Raw genomic sequence first — 14,563 nt, 5'->3', positions numbered from 1 at the left:
CCGGGTGCCGGGATGCCCTTGCGGCATCCCGGCACCCTCCCCCGGCGGGTCGCGCTACAATATTCCCACCGCAACAGAGAGGACACCCCGTGAACAGCCGCGACACCGCCATCCCCACCGCTGCAAGCCAGAACGCGCCCGCGATCACCCTCAAGCAGGTTGCACTGCTGCAGCGGCGAAGGGAAAAGCTACAGGAAGCCACCCAGGAGCTGGAATCGCTGCTGGCTGGTCGCAACACCGCGCTGGCTCAGCTGGGGACGGAAACAGCCGCCGAGCAACGGGCGCTGGCCGAACGTCTGGCCCGGGCCTACGCCCGCAACGAGGCCATCGATCGCCTGAAGGAGCAAGGGCTCTTCGCCCGCTACCAGCAGCTGCCCTTGAACGAGGCACCCCTGGCCACCGCACCCGAAAGTGCCATCGTGCTCCCCTTCTTCTACTGCGCCGTACGGCTGGCGTCCGACACGCCGTGGTATGCCGGCACCGTGGAAGACGTGGCGCAGCTGGCGGCATCGGCCCAGAATCGGGCCGCCAACCCGCGGGCGCTGCTGTTGGAAGAGCTGTGTGATGCCACCGACTACCTGGCCGAAGGCGTGCCGCGCCCCGACGACTTCTTCGCCATGATGGACGACGTATACCAGGTGCTGGCCGGCACCCCCATCGCCGACGCCATCCCGCCACACCTACGCGAGATGGTAGCAGGTCCTTACCAGCAGGCGCTGGACGAGGCCGCTTGGGCGGGACTGCCCCTCATGTCACCCCAGCAGTTGGACGAGGCGGTGGCCAGCGGCCAGCTGGACGCCGACATAGTGCGGCAGAACCGCGCGGCATTCGAAGCGCAGTGGAACCAGCTGCTGGACGAGGCGCAGAAGCGCTCCTCATGGGAAACGGACGCCATGACGGCGGCCGAGCAGGAAAGTCAGCGGCAGCACCGGCGCATCGCCGGGCAACTTGAAGCGTGGCGAGACAGTTTCTCCGATGCGGACGAGTTCTGCCAGCAGTACCTGAACCTGCGCGAGGAAGTGTTCGAGGGGGGAGGCTGCCCCGACAACTTCGCCAACCTGGCGTCCCGGGCCGCCGAGACCCTGCTGGCCCAAGAGGGCTTGAGCCAGCTGGCCCGCAAGAATACCGTCGATGAGGCCATATACCTGCTGGGCAAGATAAAAAGCCGCCTGACGGCGAGGGCTTGCCATGAGTAGCCTGCGTGACCGTCTGCTGAACTTCCTGCGGGACGATTACTGCAGCCACGGCGACCACCCGCTGCAGTCTCAGCTGGGTGATTTCAAATACGAGGAGCATCGCCAGGCCTTCCGTGTGCAGCTGAAGCAGCTACTGTGCGACGGCGCCACCGAAGAGGCCCAGCGGCTGCTGGTAGCTCACGGGCATCTGGCCCCGCAGCCGGCGCTCGCCGAGGCCGCTCTACGGAAGGCGGCCGAGATGGCCCTGACCTCAACGCCCGACGGCACCGCCCCGCGGCGGCGCGGCAACCTGTGCGAGCGGGTGATGGAGTGCGCCCTGGATACGATCATGGAAAAGCGCGCTCTGGGCAGCGCCGAGGAACGCGAGGGGCGGTTGCAGTGGGCCCGCGAAGACTATCGCAAGCAATCGGGCCCCGAATGGCCGCCGTTTTCCCTGGAAGGCGCCGCATACCAGGCTGTCATCGAGCGCCTCGTAGGGGCCGAAGCGGAAGCGTGGCTCTATGATGCCGGCTACCCTGCCGCTGCCCTGCGTCGCCGGCAGCAACAATTGCTGCAGCAGGACGATTGGGAAGCCGCGATGAAGGAGCCGCCAAGCGGGCGAGCCAACGACGAGAACATCAAGACCGCCACCTCGGTGGCCGACGAAGCGAGCACCACCATCACCGCTCCGCGGCGTCCCCGCCTGAAGGACATCCCCCTGGGCCTGGTGGAGCGCTACCAACGCGTGGCCTACACGAATCCAGCTGCGGAAGATCAGGCGCGTCCAACGCCCACGACCCTAGCTTACCAGGCCAACAGCACACCAGCCGCGGCTGACGGCGACCTGCAGGCATCCATCGTGCAGCTGTGGCAGGCCATGGCACGGGAACCCGAGGGTTATTCCGATGTGTTGGTGCCGCTTCTGCTGGACGATCGCAGCGGTGCGGGCCTGTACCTCATGGGACCCGATCTGCTCCAGGGCAACGGCTGCGCCCTAGAGGCGTGGTGCAGCCGCGCCACCCGCGAGAAGATGCGCGCATTGCCCCGGCCTGCGTTCTTCTTCGTCATCCTGCGTCGCAGCCCCGATCCCGACCCGAATCTTCTGGGACTGCCCTTGCTGCGCCGCCAGCCCAACGGCGCCGACACGCGCCTGGAAAACATGAACGCCGAGGTGCTGGCCCCCGAGCGCACCGTCGCTCTGGCGGCTGCCAACGCCCTGGCCATCTTCCAAGACGAATGCGCCACCAACCCGCGCTTCAACCAGAACCTGGACTTTTACCGCAAAACCAACCTCTTCGTGCCACCCGACTGCCCCGTCCGTTTCCGCGCGTTGTTCGGCGAGGACGATTTCTAGGCATTGCCCGGCTTCCGTGCTACAATCGGCAACGCCACATCGTAATAGCCTGTCCCGCGAGGGGCTTACCTCTTTGTACTCAAGAAAGAGATGCTGGGGAGCGTCTCCGTTCTTTGCTTTCTTGAGTGACAAGGGGCATTGCGATGTGGCAATCGAGGTGGACGCTCTCCTCATTGGAAGCCTCCGCCTGAAACCACACGCAAGGAGGCTTTATGACTGAACCCATGACCCGCGACCAGCTGCTGGAAAACCTGCAGCGCGCCCACACCATCCTGGCCGGCTTCGCCAATCTGGAGCAACAGGACCAATCCCTCAAAAAGCAGATCATCACCCAAATCCCCGCCCCGGCGCCCCTGCCGTAGCGAAAGCATGCAGCACTAACACTTGCCGCGGGGAAAACATCTCAAACAGGAGGAGATTATCATGAAGAACGTAAACGCTAAGAAGATCGTGGCCGTCGTGGCCGCACTGTCCCTCGCATCCATGGCCCTCATGGCCGGCTGCGCCTCCCAGCGCACCGATGCCGCCCTGGACTATCCGGGCATCATGACCCAGCCTGTCGAGGATACGGTCAAGCTCGCTGCCGAGAAGGCCGCTGAGGAGAAGGCAGCCAAGGAGCTGGCCGCCCAGCGCGAGGCCGCTAAGAAGGCCGCCGAGGAGGCCAAGGCCGCAGCCGATGACGCCGCTCTCGATGGCGGCGAGATCGTCGAGGACGAGAACGCCCCCGAGGGCACCGTCGCGGTGAAGACCCCCGACGGCGAGACCCGCTACGTGCCCGCCGACAAGGCCGAGTCCAACTCCGGCTCTAACGGCGGCGGCTCCAACAAGGGCTCCAATGCTGGCTCCAGCTCCAACTCCGGTAGCTCCAGCTCCAACGGTGGCAGCTCCAACAGCGGTTCGAACTCCGGTTCGTCCAACTCCGGCAGCTCCAACGGTGGCGGCAGCGCCTCCAAGCCGGCTCCTGCTCCCGAGCCTGAGCCTGCTCCGGCACCTGCTCCCGAGCCTGAGCCTGATCATAATGACAACTACGTGGAATCTGATACAGGCATGAACAACGCTCAAACCTATGGAGACTGCTTTGACTGTGGCCACTCAGGAAAAGCCAGTGGTAACAGCTATTGCCCCGCTTGCGGTTCTAACAACTACGTCCTTTATTGGAAATAGTAATATAAGGGTGTAATCAACTGAAAGTTGATTACACCACCTCCAATCCACCCACCAAATCCCGCGCGAGTCGCGGGATTTTTTCTTTCAAACAGGAGGAGATCATCATGAAGAACATCAACAACGCTTTGCTCTGAGGGGTTCCCTGTCGAGGCTCTCTTCCTTATACAGATACTATCTCGTATAAGGTAAAAGAGAGCCTCGACAGGGAACCCCTCAGAGCAGCTTTACCATTTGCGTCCAGCTCATAGGTATGGCCTCGGCCCAGCCAGCGCGGCTACGCCGCAGCACCCGCGCTTCGTCTCCCCTCTACGCTCGTAAATTTTACGAGACTCAAATTCTCCCTTCATAAACTACTTCTTGTCCCCAGCGGTTGCCACATCGCAGGACAGGGGCGCCGGGCTTGCTTCCCGACGCCCCCGCACCTTGAGAACCGCATAGCAAAGATGCCCTGCCGGGCATCACCTCCCATGGCGACACGAGCCGCGTCGCTACTCTTCCCGCCAGCCCAACCATGAGAAAGGAAATCATTATGGAACGACTCATTGCAGAACCCGACTTCATCAATCTGCTGCTGCACAACCACGAGATAGCCACCCCCGACCAGATCAAGATACTGAGGCATCCCCGCCGCGACAACCAGTCCACCGTGGTGCGCATCAAGGGCGCAGCAGGCAGCGGCAAGACCCTCTGCCTTCTGGCCAAACTGCTTCAGGAGGCGATGCAGATTCCCGAAGGAGCCCCCGCCGCCCCGGAAAACTCACTCATGTTCGTGTGCTTCAACCGCGAGATGGCCCATTACGCCGCCAGGCTGCTGAAGCCCTTTCCCGAGGCCAAACGCATCAAAGTGACTACTTTCGACAGCCTGGTGTACCAGCTGCTAATGCCCACCCTCGACAACGAGGCCAAGCCGCCCTGCAGCGATGCGGCCTTCCCCGCCCGCGAGCACTGGAAGATCGACTACTCGACGGACTTCACTGCCGAGGCCATGCGCGCCGTAGGGCAGCGCCGCCGACGGTACTTCGGCACCTACCTTCTAAACACCACCGGCCAGCAGGGGCCCAAGAACATCAGCTGGATGAACGACGAGCTGTGCTGGCTGGAGGCCCACTACCAAACAGAGGCGGAGGCGCAACGCTTCTACCCGGCGGCCCCTCGCACCGGCCGGGGGAGCACACATCTTCCCGACCAGAACGCACGGCAGGTGATCCTGGAGATCTGGCACGAGCAGCGGCAGCTGCTGAGGGCGGCGAAGCGCTTCACCCTGGAGCAGGCGGTGAACCGACTGATGAAATCGAAGGAGCTGCCCCGTTTCGCCATGATAGCGGTGGACGAGGCGCAGGATCTGGCCACTCGGTCCATCCAGCTGCTGCTGAAGATGCGCGAGCACGAGACAAGCCGCGTGTACCTGGCAGTCGATGAGGACCAGCGCATCTACCAGCGTGATTTCTCCTGGAAGCAGCTGGGGGTGGCGCGGCGAGCCACCACCTACAAACTGACGGAGAATCTGCGCAACGGCTACGAGGTGGAAGCGTTCGCGCTGCGCTGCCAGGGCATTGTTGGGGATGCGGTGCCGATCGGCACGCACGTGCAGCTGCTGCCCGGCGGCGAGGAGAAGGTGCTGGAGCTGGCGGCCACCTTGGCGGCGCAGTCGGATAGCACCACGTTGCTGGTGGGTGGCCCCGAATGGGACGCGAAGCTGACCGAGCGCGGAGTGCCGGTGCGCAACCTCGTGAAAAAGTCCAACGATGCCGAAAAGCAGTCGCGACAGGAGATAAACATCGCCCTGCCGGGGCTGTACGTGATGGGCGAGCTGAAGTGCAAGGGGCTTGAGTTCGACAACGTGCTGATACCCTCGCTGGAATGCGGCACCGACGACCCCGACGACGCGCTCCGACGCCGCTACGTGCACTTCACCCGCGCCCGCGACAACCTGTACGTGGTAATCGGCTCTCGTATTCCCTCCTGGGCCCAAAAAGCCTTCCACGACCTGCTGTAACGCGCCAAGGCTTCGGGCGGGCTAAAGCCCGCCCCTACGGCGGCATCCCCACACCCGCCCCGGTGTTGTCGAGGGGACGGTTCCCTTGACAGCCCTGATAGCGAGCCTGCAAACAAAGAAGCCGGGTCAGGTGACCCGGCTTCTGAAGTTTATGGTGGAGCCTAGGGGGATCGAACCCCTGACCTCATGGCTGCCAGCCATGCGCTCTCCCAGCTGAGCTAAGGCCCCGTAAAAGTGCGAGGAATATATTAACACAACGCCCCGACCGCGCAAGTACTTTTTCAAAAAAATTTCCCGTGCGCGTGAATTAGCCCGAAATCCGCCCTACTCCTCGGCCTCGTCGGCTGCGGCGGCCGTAGCGATAATCTGATCGATGATGCCGTCCAGGGCGCCTTCCACGTTGTAGGCCTCCACACGGCCCTCATCCACAAGGCGCGCGAAGTTGGGGTCCATGGGCAGCGTGGCCACAGCGGGGATGGCGTACTTGGCCGCCACGGCCTCGCCCTGGGGCTCGCCGAAGATGTGGTGCTCCTTGCCGCAGTCGTCGCACTTGAAGTAGGCCATGTTCTCCACGAGGCCCACCACGGGCACCTCCATGGAGCGGGCCAGGTTCACGGCCTTGCCCACGATCATGGCCACCAGCTCCTGGGGCGCCGACACGGTGACGATGCCGTCCACGGGCAGCGACTGGAACACGGTGAGGAACACGTCCGAGGTTCCCGGAGGCATATCGACGAACATGTAGTCCACCTCACCCCAGTTCACCTCCTGCCAGAACTGCTTGATGGCACCGGATACCACGGGCCCGCGCCACGCCACGGGCATGTCGCCCTCGGGCAGCATCAGATTCACCGACATCACCTCGATGCCGCTGGCCGACTTCGCCGGGTTGATGCCGTCGGCGTCGGCGGTCAGGCGAGAATCCACGCCGAAGGACTTCGGGATGGACGGACCGGTGATGTCGGCGTCCAGGATGGCCACCTTATGGCCGCGCTTGTTCATCTCGGAGGCGAGCAGGCTCGTGACGAGGGACTTGCCCACACCGCCCTTGCCCGACACCACGCCGATGACGTGCTTGATATTGGAGCGCTTGTTGGTCTCCAGCGTGGACGGCGCCGCCGCAGTCCGGTCGCCGCAGCCCGAAACACCGCAGCTGGAGCACTCGTGGGAGCATTCTTCTGCCATGATTCCTTCTTTCTCTTCTCGTGCGACCGCATTATTCGCGGCCAAGATAGTTCGTGGGGCATCATAGCACAAACCCCGAGGGCGCGGCGCGCATCCTCGGGGTTCGCATGACACAAAATGAAGGGTTGAGCGGGAAATTTAGAACTCGTCGGGCATGTCCTTGCCATCGCCCGATGCGTAGAAGGTCGCCTCGGCCGCCAGATCGTGCACCGACTTCCCCTCGTGGAAGGGCAGTTCCAAGAACTCGGCGATGGTGGGCACGAGCGGGCTGCAATCGACGTAGTGGCCCTTGTCGTTGAACTGGTTGGTGTCCTGCGCGCGCCAGTACTGGTCGTTCACGTCGGTCAGATAGTACAGACCGTCGGCCACTTCCATGTACACCGAATGGTTCGTGTGCAGGTAGGTGGGCAGTTCGTCAAAGGTGATTGCCAGGGCCTCGACGTCCTTCTTTCCCATAGGTGCTCCTGTTCTCGCAGACTTGCCTTGATCGGCAAGTTTACCCTTCGGACCCTTCCACCTCAACGTCATTCTGCATTTCCCCCATATCCTTCTCATTGCCGGAAGGATAGAAGGTGGCCTCGGCGAAGATGCCCTTGATGGTGTGGCCCTCATCGTTGTAGGGCAGCTCCAAGAACTCGGAGATGGTGGGCACGAGCGGGCTGCAATCCATATAGTGGCCCTTCTCGTTGAACTTCTCGGTGTCCTGGACGCGCCAGTAGCGATCGTTCACGTCGGTGAGATAGTACAGCCCCGTGGGGGTCTCCATGTACACCGAATGATTGGCGTGCAGATAGGTGGGCACGTCGTCGTATGCGATATCGAGTGCCTCGTCTACTCTCTTACCCATGGGACATCCTCTCTCGAGCGGTCTCGCGCGGGGGCGTCCGCTCCTGACGGTGCTCCCCGCCTGGTGGGACCATCATACCAAGGACACCGTGTCAACGAGAGCGCACGGTCGATATTTATAAGCCTTTTGCTTCGATTTTGCGAAACGGGAGCGGGATGGGAAAGCGAGAACGGGTAGGCGGGGCTGGCGGGGGGGATAGGGGAAGCGAGCTAGAGGCAGGGAGCAGGAGGATTGGCGGCGCCAGGATAAACGGGCGGGGGAGGCCGGCGGGCTCGGAAGACGGGTGGGCGGGCGCTGGCGAGAGGTGGCGGAGCTAGGGGGCTGGCGGGCTGGCGAGAGGTGGCGGAGCTAGGGGGCTGGCGGGCGGCCTCGGGAGGCGGCTGGTTCGGCTGTCGCCCTCTTTTGCGCAACAAACTCCGATAAGTAGACACCCCTTCCCCCACTTTCAAAGAAAATGGGGGAAATTGAGGCAAATTACGGCGAAAAGGCGGATTCGCAACCTCTTTTACACGGAGACGTGTCTACTTATCGGAGTTTGTTGCACAAAAACAGCTATTATCGTTACGAGAACGAACACTCCCGCATGTAGGAGGTCCCATGACGCTGATCGGAATCATCTCGGACACCCACGGCTTCCTGAGCCCGGCGGCCTACGCGGCCCTGGCCGACTGCGACCACATCATCCACGCCGGCGACATCGGCGGCCCGGCCATTCTGCGGGAGCTGGAAACCTTGGCGCCCGTCGCCGCCGTGCTGGGCAACAACGACTTCGCGGAATACGGAAGCACCGTGGGCCATTTCGCGCGGCCCGTCATCGACGGGGTGAAGTTCCTCGTGGGCCACAAGCCCGGCGACGTGCGCGTGAACCGCGGCGGCGCATCGAAGGGCCTGGGGCCGGGCGATCCCATCCCCGACGTCATCATCCACGGGCACACCCACGTGCCCGAGCTCGTGGTCGGCCCCGAGGCGCGGCCCGCCAACATATATATGTGTCCCGGCGCGGTGTGTCGCCCCCGCAGCGATTTCGGCCGCACCATCGCGAAGATGGAAGTGGAGAACGGCCGCGTACGACACACCTGGATCGAGAATCTGAACGGCAAGGTACTACTGGAAGCGTAGAGCGGGGCGGCGAGTTGGCCTCAATTGCAGGCGGACTGAAGGCCGCCCCTGCGGAACAACGGCGATGGCCGCATCTTTGACCGGGCTCGGAGCCTTCTACACGCCCAGCCCTACGGTGAAGTGGGCCATGTAGAAGGTGAAGCGCATGAGGAAGATACCGGCCAGGGCGCAGGCGGTCGCCACGGCGAGCCGCACTACCGGCGACCGGCCCTCGCACCCGCGCGACCGCCACGCTATCACGATGCCGACACCGGCCAGCAGGGCGAACACGCCCACATAAGCCGGAAAGCCCGCCACCAGATCGGTGGCGTGGACCATCTCGTTGGCCATCACGGCCAACTGCGTCCCCAAGCACCCGTACACTGCCACATTCGCCACCAAGGCCGCCCCGGACAGAGCCACCAAGGGTCGCGTCCAGGGCCGATACCCCACACCAGCAAACCCCGACAGCGCCAACAAAGGGCCACCCACCAGGGCATTCAGCAACAGCGATACGGGAGCAAGAGACAAGTTCCACACGGGGATGGTGTCCACGCTGTAGGCGAAGGCCGTCGCAATCACGAACACCACGGCCGCCCCGTCGATGGCCACCAGCAGCACCCGCTGCAGACCGCGGCGCGGCGCCAGCGCAAAGGAGTACAGCCAGTACATCCCCGCCAGGGCCAGAAAGATCACCGCGCAGAACACCTCGGTAGACAGCGGGCTGCGCCCCACCCCCGTGAACACGTACAGCGCGTTTGAGGGGTTCCCCAGATGGGTGGCCGACGCGATGAGCCCCACCATGGTAATGGCCAGCGGCAGACACGAGAGCCGATCCAGCCGCTGGCGCAGCGTGCCGTCGACGCGGCCGAACAGCACGGGCAGGTTCATCAGCAAATAGGCCACCGCCCCCGAGGGAGCCAGCGTGGTGAACAGCACCAGGGTGATCTCGCTGAATGCGGTGGAGAACCCGTCCATGACCGGTGAAACCTAGCGGTAGAAGCGCGGCAGCGTCACCGACAGCTCGCGCGCCGCGCCCAGCCCTTCAAGGGAAGCGCGGGTCAGCTGGGCCAGACCGCGATAGAAGGGGTGTGTCGTGGCCTCTTCCAGCACCTCCAGATAGTGGGGCGCCCAGGTGAGCAGATGGTCGCGCAGGTACTCGTCCACCAATTCGGGGCGGTTCTGCGCCAAGAAGGCCAGCATGGCCAGCATGAGCCCGATATGGTCTTCGGGCGTGCGCTCGTCGGTGGTGCGGTTTATGCCAGCGCGGCGCATCCACGCGCGCAGAGCCAGGGTGCTCTCACCGAAGATGACGCACTCGCGGTCGGTGTACACCGACCCCCACGGCGGAGCCGGGAAGCGACCAGGGCCCACGAACTGGCGGCGGTACTCCCACACCAAGTCGTCGTTATCGGCACCGGCGGCCAGGCCCTCCACCATCAGCGCGAGGGCCGCCTCGGCGGCCGCGGCATCGGCGAAGGGCCAGTCGGCCGCAGCCGTGGCGGCGTCCAGCTCGGCCAGGGCCGCAAAGGAATCTGCGGCATCGCCCGTCCGCGGGTCGTTCAGGAAGAACGGCGCCAGGGCCGATCCCACGAAGGCCACAGCCTCCATCAGAGCAGCCTCTTCGGCCACTTCCTGCGTCACTTGGTTGGTCATACCCGTTCCTTTCACTGGTCTTAGCGCTTGTCCCAGCGCCCCTCTCGGCCGCCCGCAGCCACGGACGCAGCCGTCCTGCTTCGGCCGCCCGCAACTGCGAGCGACTCGCGCGGGCGGGCTGAAGCCCCCTGCGGGATGATACGGGCCGCCGCCTCATCCCGCGTCACAGCCGCGGCCCCGCCCCATGCCCCGCGCTACACGATCTCGCGGCGGTTCTGTATTTCTCCGGTCCCCGCGCGGGAGGGCTCGTCTTCCAAACACCGGGGAAGCGTGATCACCACATGGGGGGAGGTTACCGACGCGGACGGCAGCGGCGCCAAGTCGGCCACCGTACCGTAGCGCGCCCGCAAGTCGCCCACCTCGCCGAAGTCCAGGGCACGCAGCGGGCAGGCCTCCACGCAGATGGGCGACTTCCCCGCATCCAGCCGATCCGCGCAGAGGTCGCACTTAGCAGAATGACCTGCCTCGCGATCGACCTTCGGCGCCCGGTAGGGACAGGAAAGCGCGCAGTAGCCGCAGCCGATGCAGCGCTGGCCGTCCACGGTTACAATCCCGCGGTCGTCCTTGTGCATGGCGCCGGTGGGACACACTTTCACGCAGACCGGCTTCGCACAGTGGTTGCAGGCCACCGATACGTAGTAGGTGAAGCAGTCCTGGGAAAGAGCGCCTTCCGCGTCTTTTTCCCACGTGCCGCCACCATATTCGTACACTTGGCGAAAGGCCACGTCGTAGCCGAGATCGTGAAAATCTTTGCAGGCGAGCATGCAGGTCTTGCAGCCGGTACAGCGCTGGCCGTTGAAATGGAACCCGTACTGCACGGTCGCCCCCCTTCCCCGCTCACTATAGACGTCGGCGGCCCGAGACAAACTCGAACCGCCGACCATCCTACCACGGGAGCCAGGGTTTCATGCCCACAGCTCCCCGGAACCGCTTACAGAATCTCGCGCGGGTTCAGCAGCGCGCCGGACTTGTCGTCGACGGGCTTGCCGTTCACCGGAGCCGTAATCACCAGGTTGGGCTCGGTCTCGCTGGCCGCCGGCAGAGGCGCGATCTCGGACAGGTCGCCGTACTTGGCGCGCAGATCGGCAATGTCGCCGAAGTCCAGGGCGCGCAGCGGGCAAGCCTCCACGCAGATGGGCTGGGCACCTGCGGCCACGCGGTCGGCGCACATGTTGCACTTCACCGACTTCATCTGCTCCGCATCCACCTTCGGCGCGCCGTAGGGGCAGGAATTCATGCAGGTGCCGCACCCGATGCAGGTCTCGGGATCGCTCTTCACCTCGCCCGTTTCCTCGTCCTTCGAGATGGCGCCCTGGGGGCAGTTCGCCATGCAGATGGGCTTGTCGCAATGGTTGCAGGCCACCGACACATGGTACACGAACGCGTCGTTGGTCCAGCAGCCGGCCGCATCCTGGGTCCAGTCGCCGCCGCCGTACTCGTGAATATTGCGGAAGTTGATGTCGTTGGCAAGGTCGTTCTTGTCCTTGCACGCCAGCACGCAGGTCTTGCAGCCGGTGCAGCGCGTGCCGTCGAAATGGAAACCGTACTGAGTCATAATTCACTCCCCTCGTTACGCCTTGGCGATCTGGCCGATGTTGCTGTGCTGCGGGTTCGCCTTCGCCAGAGGCGTGGGACGGTACTTCGTCAGCGTGTTGATGCAGCCGCCATGGTCCACGCGGTCGCCGGCCATGTCGGCATCGTGCCACATGCCCTGGGGAATGCTCACATTGCCGGGGATGACGCGCGGCGTCACCTTGGCCTCGATGCGAATCTCGCCGCAGTCGTTGAACACGCGGATGGTGTCGCCGTCCTTGATGCCGCGAGCCTCGGCGTCCACCGGGTTCACCCACGCCACGTGCTGGGCCGCCGTCTGGATCACCTCGTTGTTGGCATAGCTGGAATGGGTGTGGGCCTTGTAGTGGAAGCCCGTGATCTGCAGCGGGTACTCCTCGGTGCAGGCCTCGTAGCCCAAAAAGCCGGGATCGTAGATAGGCAACGCGGTGACCACCTCGTCCTCGGCCAGCTCCCAGGTGGCCTCGAAACCGGCCAGGGTCTCGGAATAGATCTCGATCTTGCCGGAAGGCGTCGGCAGCGCGTTGGCCACCGGATCCTCCACGAAGTCGGCCAGCTTCACGATGGGCTCGGGCTTCATCTTCCACACGCCCATGGCGTAGCCCTCGTCCCACGTGGGCATGTCCATGCCCTTCTCGGCATTCGCGGTACGGGCCTCGTCGTAGATCTCGCGCAGCCAATCCTCGCGGGTCTTGCCCTCGGTGAACTCGTCGCCCACGCCCAAACGCTCGGCCAGATCGGCGCACACCTCGTAGATGCCGCGGCGCTCGAACTTCGGCTCGTAGACCGGGGCGCCGAAGATGACGGCGATCATGTTGTCGGAATAGCCGTCGGACGAAATGCTGATCTGCTCCTGCGAGGTGAGGTCGGGGATGATGATGTCGGAGTACTTCGCCGAGTCGGTCATGAACACTTCCGAGGTCACGATGAACTCCACGAGGCTCTCATCGGCCAGAATGTCGTGGGTCAGGTTGATGTCGGAATGCTGGTTGGTCAGGCAGTTGCCCGCGTAGTTCCAGATGAACTTGATGGAGGAGGACATCTTGTCGGCGCCCTGCACGCCGGCGTTCAGGGCGGTCAGCTCTTCGCCGTGCAGGATGGCGTTGGGCCACTCGAAGGTGGGGATGTTGGTGGTCACGGGGTTCTCGCCCGTGGGCAGCATGCCCAGACCCACGCTGGCGCAGCCCTCGCGGCGGCCGTCGTTCATGCCCGGCTTGCCGATCTGGCCCAGCAGCTGGGGCAGCACCATGATGGCGCGAGCCGTGATCTCGCCGTTGGCGCGGCGCTGGGGGCCGTAGCCCTGGCCGATGTAGACCGGGTCGGACTCGTGCATCTCGCGGGCCAGGTCGATGATGCGCTGCTCGGGGATGAGCGTGATGGCCGCGGCCCACGCCGGGGTCTTCGGGGTGGCGTCGGGACCGGTGCCCAGGATGTAGTCCTTGTAGGAGGCGTTCTTGCCCTTGGCGGACTCGGGCAGGGTCTCCTCGTCGTAGCCCACGCAGTAGGTGTGCAGGAATTCCTCGTCGGCCCAGCCGTTGTTGATGATCTCGTAGGCCAGAGCCGCGCACAGAGCGCCGTCGGTGCCGGGACGGATGGGAATCCACTCGCCGCCCTGGCCGCAGGTGGTGTCGGTCATGCGCGGGTCGATGGTGATGACGCGGCAGTCGGTGGTCTCGCGAATGTAGGCGAAGTCGTGGGTGTGGCCGCCACCGCCCATGCGGGTGTCAGCGGGGCTGTCGCCGAACAGCACCACGAGCTGACCGGGCTGGATGGTCAGAAACGAGCTGCCGTAGGTACCGCCGCCGTAGGTGTAGGTGCCCGCCGCGGAAATGTGGGCCGAGCTGTAGGAGCCGTAGTAGTTCAAGAAGCCGCCGGTCAGGTTCAGCAGGCGCTTCACCGGGTTGGCCTGCACCTGGCCCTGGCACACACCAGAGGAATAGTGCGAGGTCATGGCCTCGTCGCCGTAGGTCTCGCGGATGCGCTTCATCTCGGACGCGATGGTGTCCAGGGCCTCTTCCCAGGAGATTTCCTCGAACTTGCCCTCGCCGCGCTTGCCCACGCGCTTGAGCGGCTTGTTCAGGCGATCGGGGCTCTGCAGCCAGCGGCGGATGGAGCGGCCGCGCAGGCAGGCGCGCAGCTGGGGCTCGCCCAGCTCGGCCGAGCCGGTGTTGTCGGACTCGACGTACTTGATCTCGCCATCCTGGACGTGGCACTGCAGCGCGCAGCAGCTGCCGCAGTTCACCGCGCAGTGCGTCCAGACGATGGTGTCGGCAACCGCCTCGCCGGTATCGGCCAGCTCGCCGGTGCTTTCGGCGGCCGGCGCGCATCCGAACAGCGACGCGGTGCCCATGGCGGCTGCGCCCAAACCGGCCAGCGCCGAACCCTTCACGAACGTGCGACGCGACACTGACGTCTTCTCATGGTTCGTCATGGTTCCTCCCTCTCTTGTACACGTTGGAAAGCGCCTTCCCTACGCGCTTCCCCGGGACCTGCCCAAGCGCCCTCGTGCGCTT

14 protein-coding genes and 1 tRNA gene are annotated in these 14,563 nt (G+C 64.4%); 6 read left to right on the top strand and 9 right to left on the bottom strand.

The window, feature by feature from the left end; all coding sequences use genetic code 11:
• Positions 1-89 precede the first annotated feature (89 nt).
• From G503_RS0112620 to G503_RS0112600, 5 genes are all read left to right on the top strand, one after another.
• The gene (locus G503_RS0112620) at positions 90-1,196 is read left to right on the top strand and encodes a hypothetical protein (RefSeq protein ID WP_028027842.1); all 1,107 of its coding nucleotides are present in this window, start codon (positions 90-92) and stop codon (positions 1,194-1,196) included.
• Positions 1,189-2,529, top strand: coding sequence for a hypothetical protein (locus G503_RS0112615; RefSeq protein ID WP_028027841.1), 1,341 nt, complete (start codon positions 1,189-1,191; stop codon positions 2,527-2,529). The genes G503_RS0112620 and G503_RS0112615 overlap by 8 nt, the downstream gene beginning before the upstream one ends.
• A 212-nt stretch (positions 2,530-2,741) precedes the next feature.
• The gene (locus G503_RS16440; protein WP_156892020.1) at positions 2,742-2,891 is read left to right on the top strand and encodes a hypothetical protein; all 150 of its coding nucleotides are present in this window, start codon (positions 2,742-2,744) and stop codon (positions 2,889-2,891) included.
• A 61-nt stretch (positions 2,892-2,952) separates the two neighbouring features.
• On the top strand, positions 2,953-3,693 hold the full coding sequence (locus G503_RS0112605) for a hypothetical protein (protein WP_028027840.1): 741 nt from the start codon (positions 2,953-2,955) through the stop codon (positions 3,691-3,693).
• Positions 3,694-4,225: 532 nt separating this feature from the next.
• Positions 4,226-5,692 (top strand): UvrD-helicase domain-containing protein, encoded by a 1,467-nt coding sequence (locus G503_RS0112600; protein WP_028027839.1) that lies wholly within the window; start codon positions 4,226-4,228, stop codon positions 5,690-5,692.
• A gap of 152 nt (positions 5,693-5,844) precedes the next feature.
• On the opposite strand, the gene G503_RS0112595 is transcribed toward G503_RS0112600, so the two are convergent.
• The 4 genes from G503_RS0112595 to G503_RS0112580 all read right to left on the bottom strand — a co-directional run bounded on the left by G503_RS0112595 (position 5,845) and on the right by G503_RS0112580 (position 7,724).
• A tRNA-Ala gene (locus tag G503_RS0112595) sits at positions 5,845-5,920 on the bottom strand.
• A gap of 96 nt (positions 5,921-6,016) precedes the next feature.
• A complete protein-coding gene (locus G503_RS0112590) occupies positions 6,017-6,877 on the bottom strand; it encodes an Mrp/NBP35 family ATP-binding protein (RefSeq protein WP_028027838.1) in 861 nt (286 codons plus the stop codon).
• Positions 6,878-7,015: 138 nt separating this feature from the next.
• On the bottom strand, positions 7,016-7,333 hold the full coding sequence (locus G503_RS0112585; RefSeq protein ID WP_028027837.1) for a hypothetical protein: 318 nt from the start codon (positions 7,331-7,333) through the stop codon (positions 7,016-7,018).
• 40 nt (positions 7,334-7,373) lie between these two features.
• On the bottom strand, positions 7,374-7,724 hold the full coding sequence (locus tag G503_RS0112580; RefSeq protein WP_028027836.1) for a hypothetical protein: 351 nt from the start codon (positions 7,722-7,724) through the stop codon (positions 7,374-7,376).
• A 597-nt stretch (positions 7,725-8,321) separates the two neighbouring features.
• On the opposite strand from G503_RS0112580, the gene G503_RS0112575 reads away from it, so the two are divergent.
• Positions 8,322-8,843, top strand: a complete 522-nt coding sequence (locus G503_RS0112575; RefSeq protein ID WP_028027835.1) for a metallophosphoesterase family protein — start codon at positions 8,322-8,324, stop codon at positions 8,841-8,843.
• 96 nt (positions 8,844-8,939) lie between these two features.
• On the opposite strand, the gene G503_RS0112570 is transcribed toward G503_RS0112575, so the two are convergent.
• From G503_RS0112570 to G503_RS0112550, 5 genes are all read right to left on the bottom strand, one after another.
• Positions 8,940-9,800, bottom strand: coding sequence for a dimethyl sulfoxide reductase anchor subunit family protein (locus G503_RS0112570; protein ID WP_028027834.1), 861 nt, complete (start codon positions 9,798-9,800; stop codon positions 8,940-8,942).
• Positions 9,801-9,812: 12 nt separating this feature from the next.
• Positions 9,813-10,478, bottom strand: coding sequence for a Tat proofreading chaperone DmsD (gene dmsD / locus G503_RS0112565; protein ID WP_028027833.1), 666 nt, complete (start codon positions 10,476-10,478; stop codon positions 9,813-9,815).
• Between the two features lie 194 nt (positions 10,479-10,672).
• Positions 10,673-11,296, bottom strand: coding sequence for a DMSO/selenate family reductase complex B subunit (locus G503_RS0112560; protein ID WP_028027832.1), 624 nt, complete (start codon positions 11,294-11,296; stop codon positions 10,673-10,675).
• Positions 11,297-11,409: 113 nt separating this feature from the next.
• Positions 11,410-12,033: a DMSO/selenate family reductase complex B subunit gene (locus G503_RS0112555; RefSeq protein WP_028027831.1), complete on the bottom strand. Its 624-nt coding sequence runs from the start codon at positions 12,031-12,033 to the stop codon at positions 11,410-11,412.
• 15 nt (positions 12,034-12,048) lie between these two features.
• Positions 12,049-14,481, bottom strand: coding sequence for a DMSO/selenate family reductase complex A subunit (locus tag G503_RS0112550; RefSeq protein ID WP_028027830.1), 2,433 nt, complete (start codon positions 14,479-14,481; stop codon positions 12,049-12,051).
• Positions 14,482-14,563 lie beyond the last annotated feature (82 nt).

This window comes from Adlercreutzia mucosicola DSM 19490, assembly GCF_000422625.1.
GTDB classification, from domain to species: domain Bacteria; phylum Actinomycetota; class Coriobacteriia; order Coriobacteriales; family Eggerthellaceae; genus Adlercreutzia; species Adlercreutzia mucosicola.
The sequence above is the reverse complement of the archived record's forward strand: the minus strand, read 5'-3'. Positions and strand labels throughout refer to the sequence as shown.

Excerpts from the sequence above, each read along its gene's own strand:
- G503_RS0112615 (WP_028027841.1), top strand. The coding sequence starts at position 1,189 with ATGAGTAGCCTGCGTGACCGTCTGCTGAACTTCCTGCGGGACGATTAC.
- G503_RS16440 (WP_156892020.1), top strand. The coding sequence starts at position 2,742 with ATGACTGAACCCATGACCCGCGACCAGCTGCTGGAAAACCTGCAGCGC.
- G503_RS0112605 (WP_028027840.1), top strand. The coding sequence starts at position 2,953 with ATGAAGAACGTAAACGCTAAGAAGATCGTGGCCGTCGTGGCCGCACTG.
- G503_RS0112600 (WP_028027839.1), top strand. The coding sequence starts at position 4,226 with ATGGAACGACTCATTGCAGAACCCGACTTCATCAATCTGCTGCTGCAC.
- G503_RS0112590 (WP_028027838.1), bottom strand. The coding sequence starts at position 6,877 with ATGGCAGAAGAATGCTCCCACGAGTGCTCCAGCTGCGGTGTTTCGGGC.
- G503_RS0112585 (WP_028027837.1), bottom strand. The coding sequence starts at position 7,333 with ATGGGAAAGAAGGACGTCGAGGCCCTGGCAATCACCTTTGACGAACTG.
- G503_RS0112580 (WP_028027836.1), bottom strand. The coding sequence starts at position 7,724 with ATGGGTAAGAGAGTAGACGAGGCACTCGATATCGCATACGACGACGTG.
- G503_RS0112575 (WP_028027835.1), top strand. The coding sequence starts at position 8,322 with ATGACGCTGATCGGAATCATCTCGGACACCCACGGCTTCCTGAGCCCG.
- G503_RS0112570 (WP_028027834.1), bottom strand. The coding sequence starts at position 9,800 with ATGGACGGGTTCTCCACCGCATTCAGCGAGATCACCCTGGTGCTGTTC.
- dmsD (WP_028027833.1), bottom strand. The coding sequence starts at position 10,478 with ATGACCAACCAAGTGACGCAGGAAGTGGCCGAAGAGGCTGCTCTGATG.
- G503_RS0112555 (WP_028027831.1), bottom strand. The coding sequence starts at position 12,033 with ATGACTCAGTACGGTTTCCATTTCGACGGCACGCGCTGCACCGGCTGC.
- G503_RS0112550 (WP_028027830.1), bottom strand. The coding sequence starts at position 14,481 with ATGACGAACCATGAGAAGACGTCAGTGTCGCGTCGCACGTTCGTGAAG.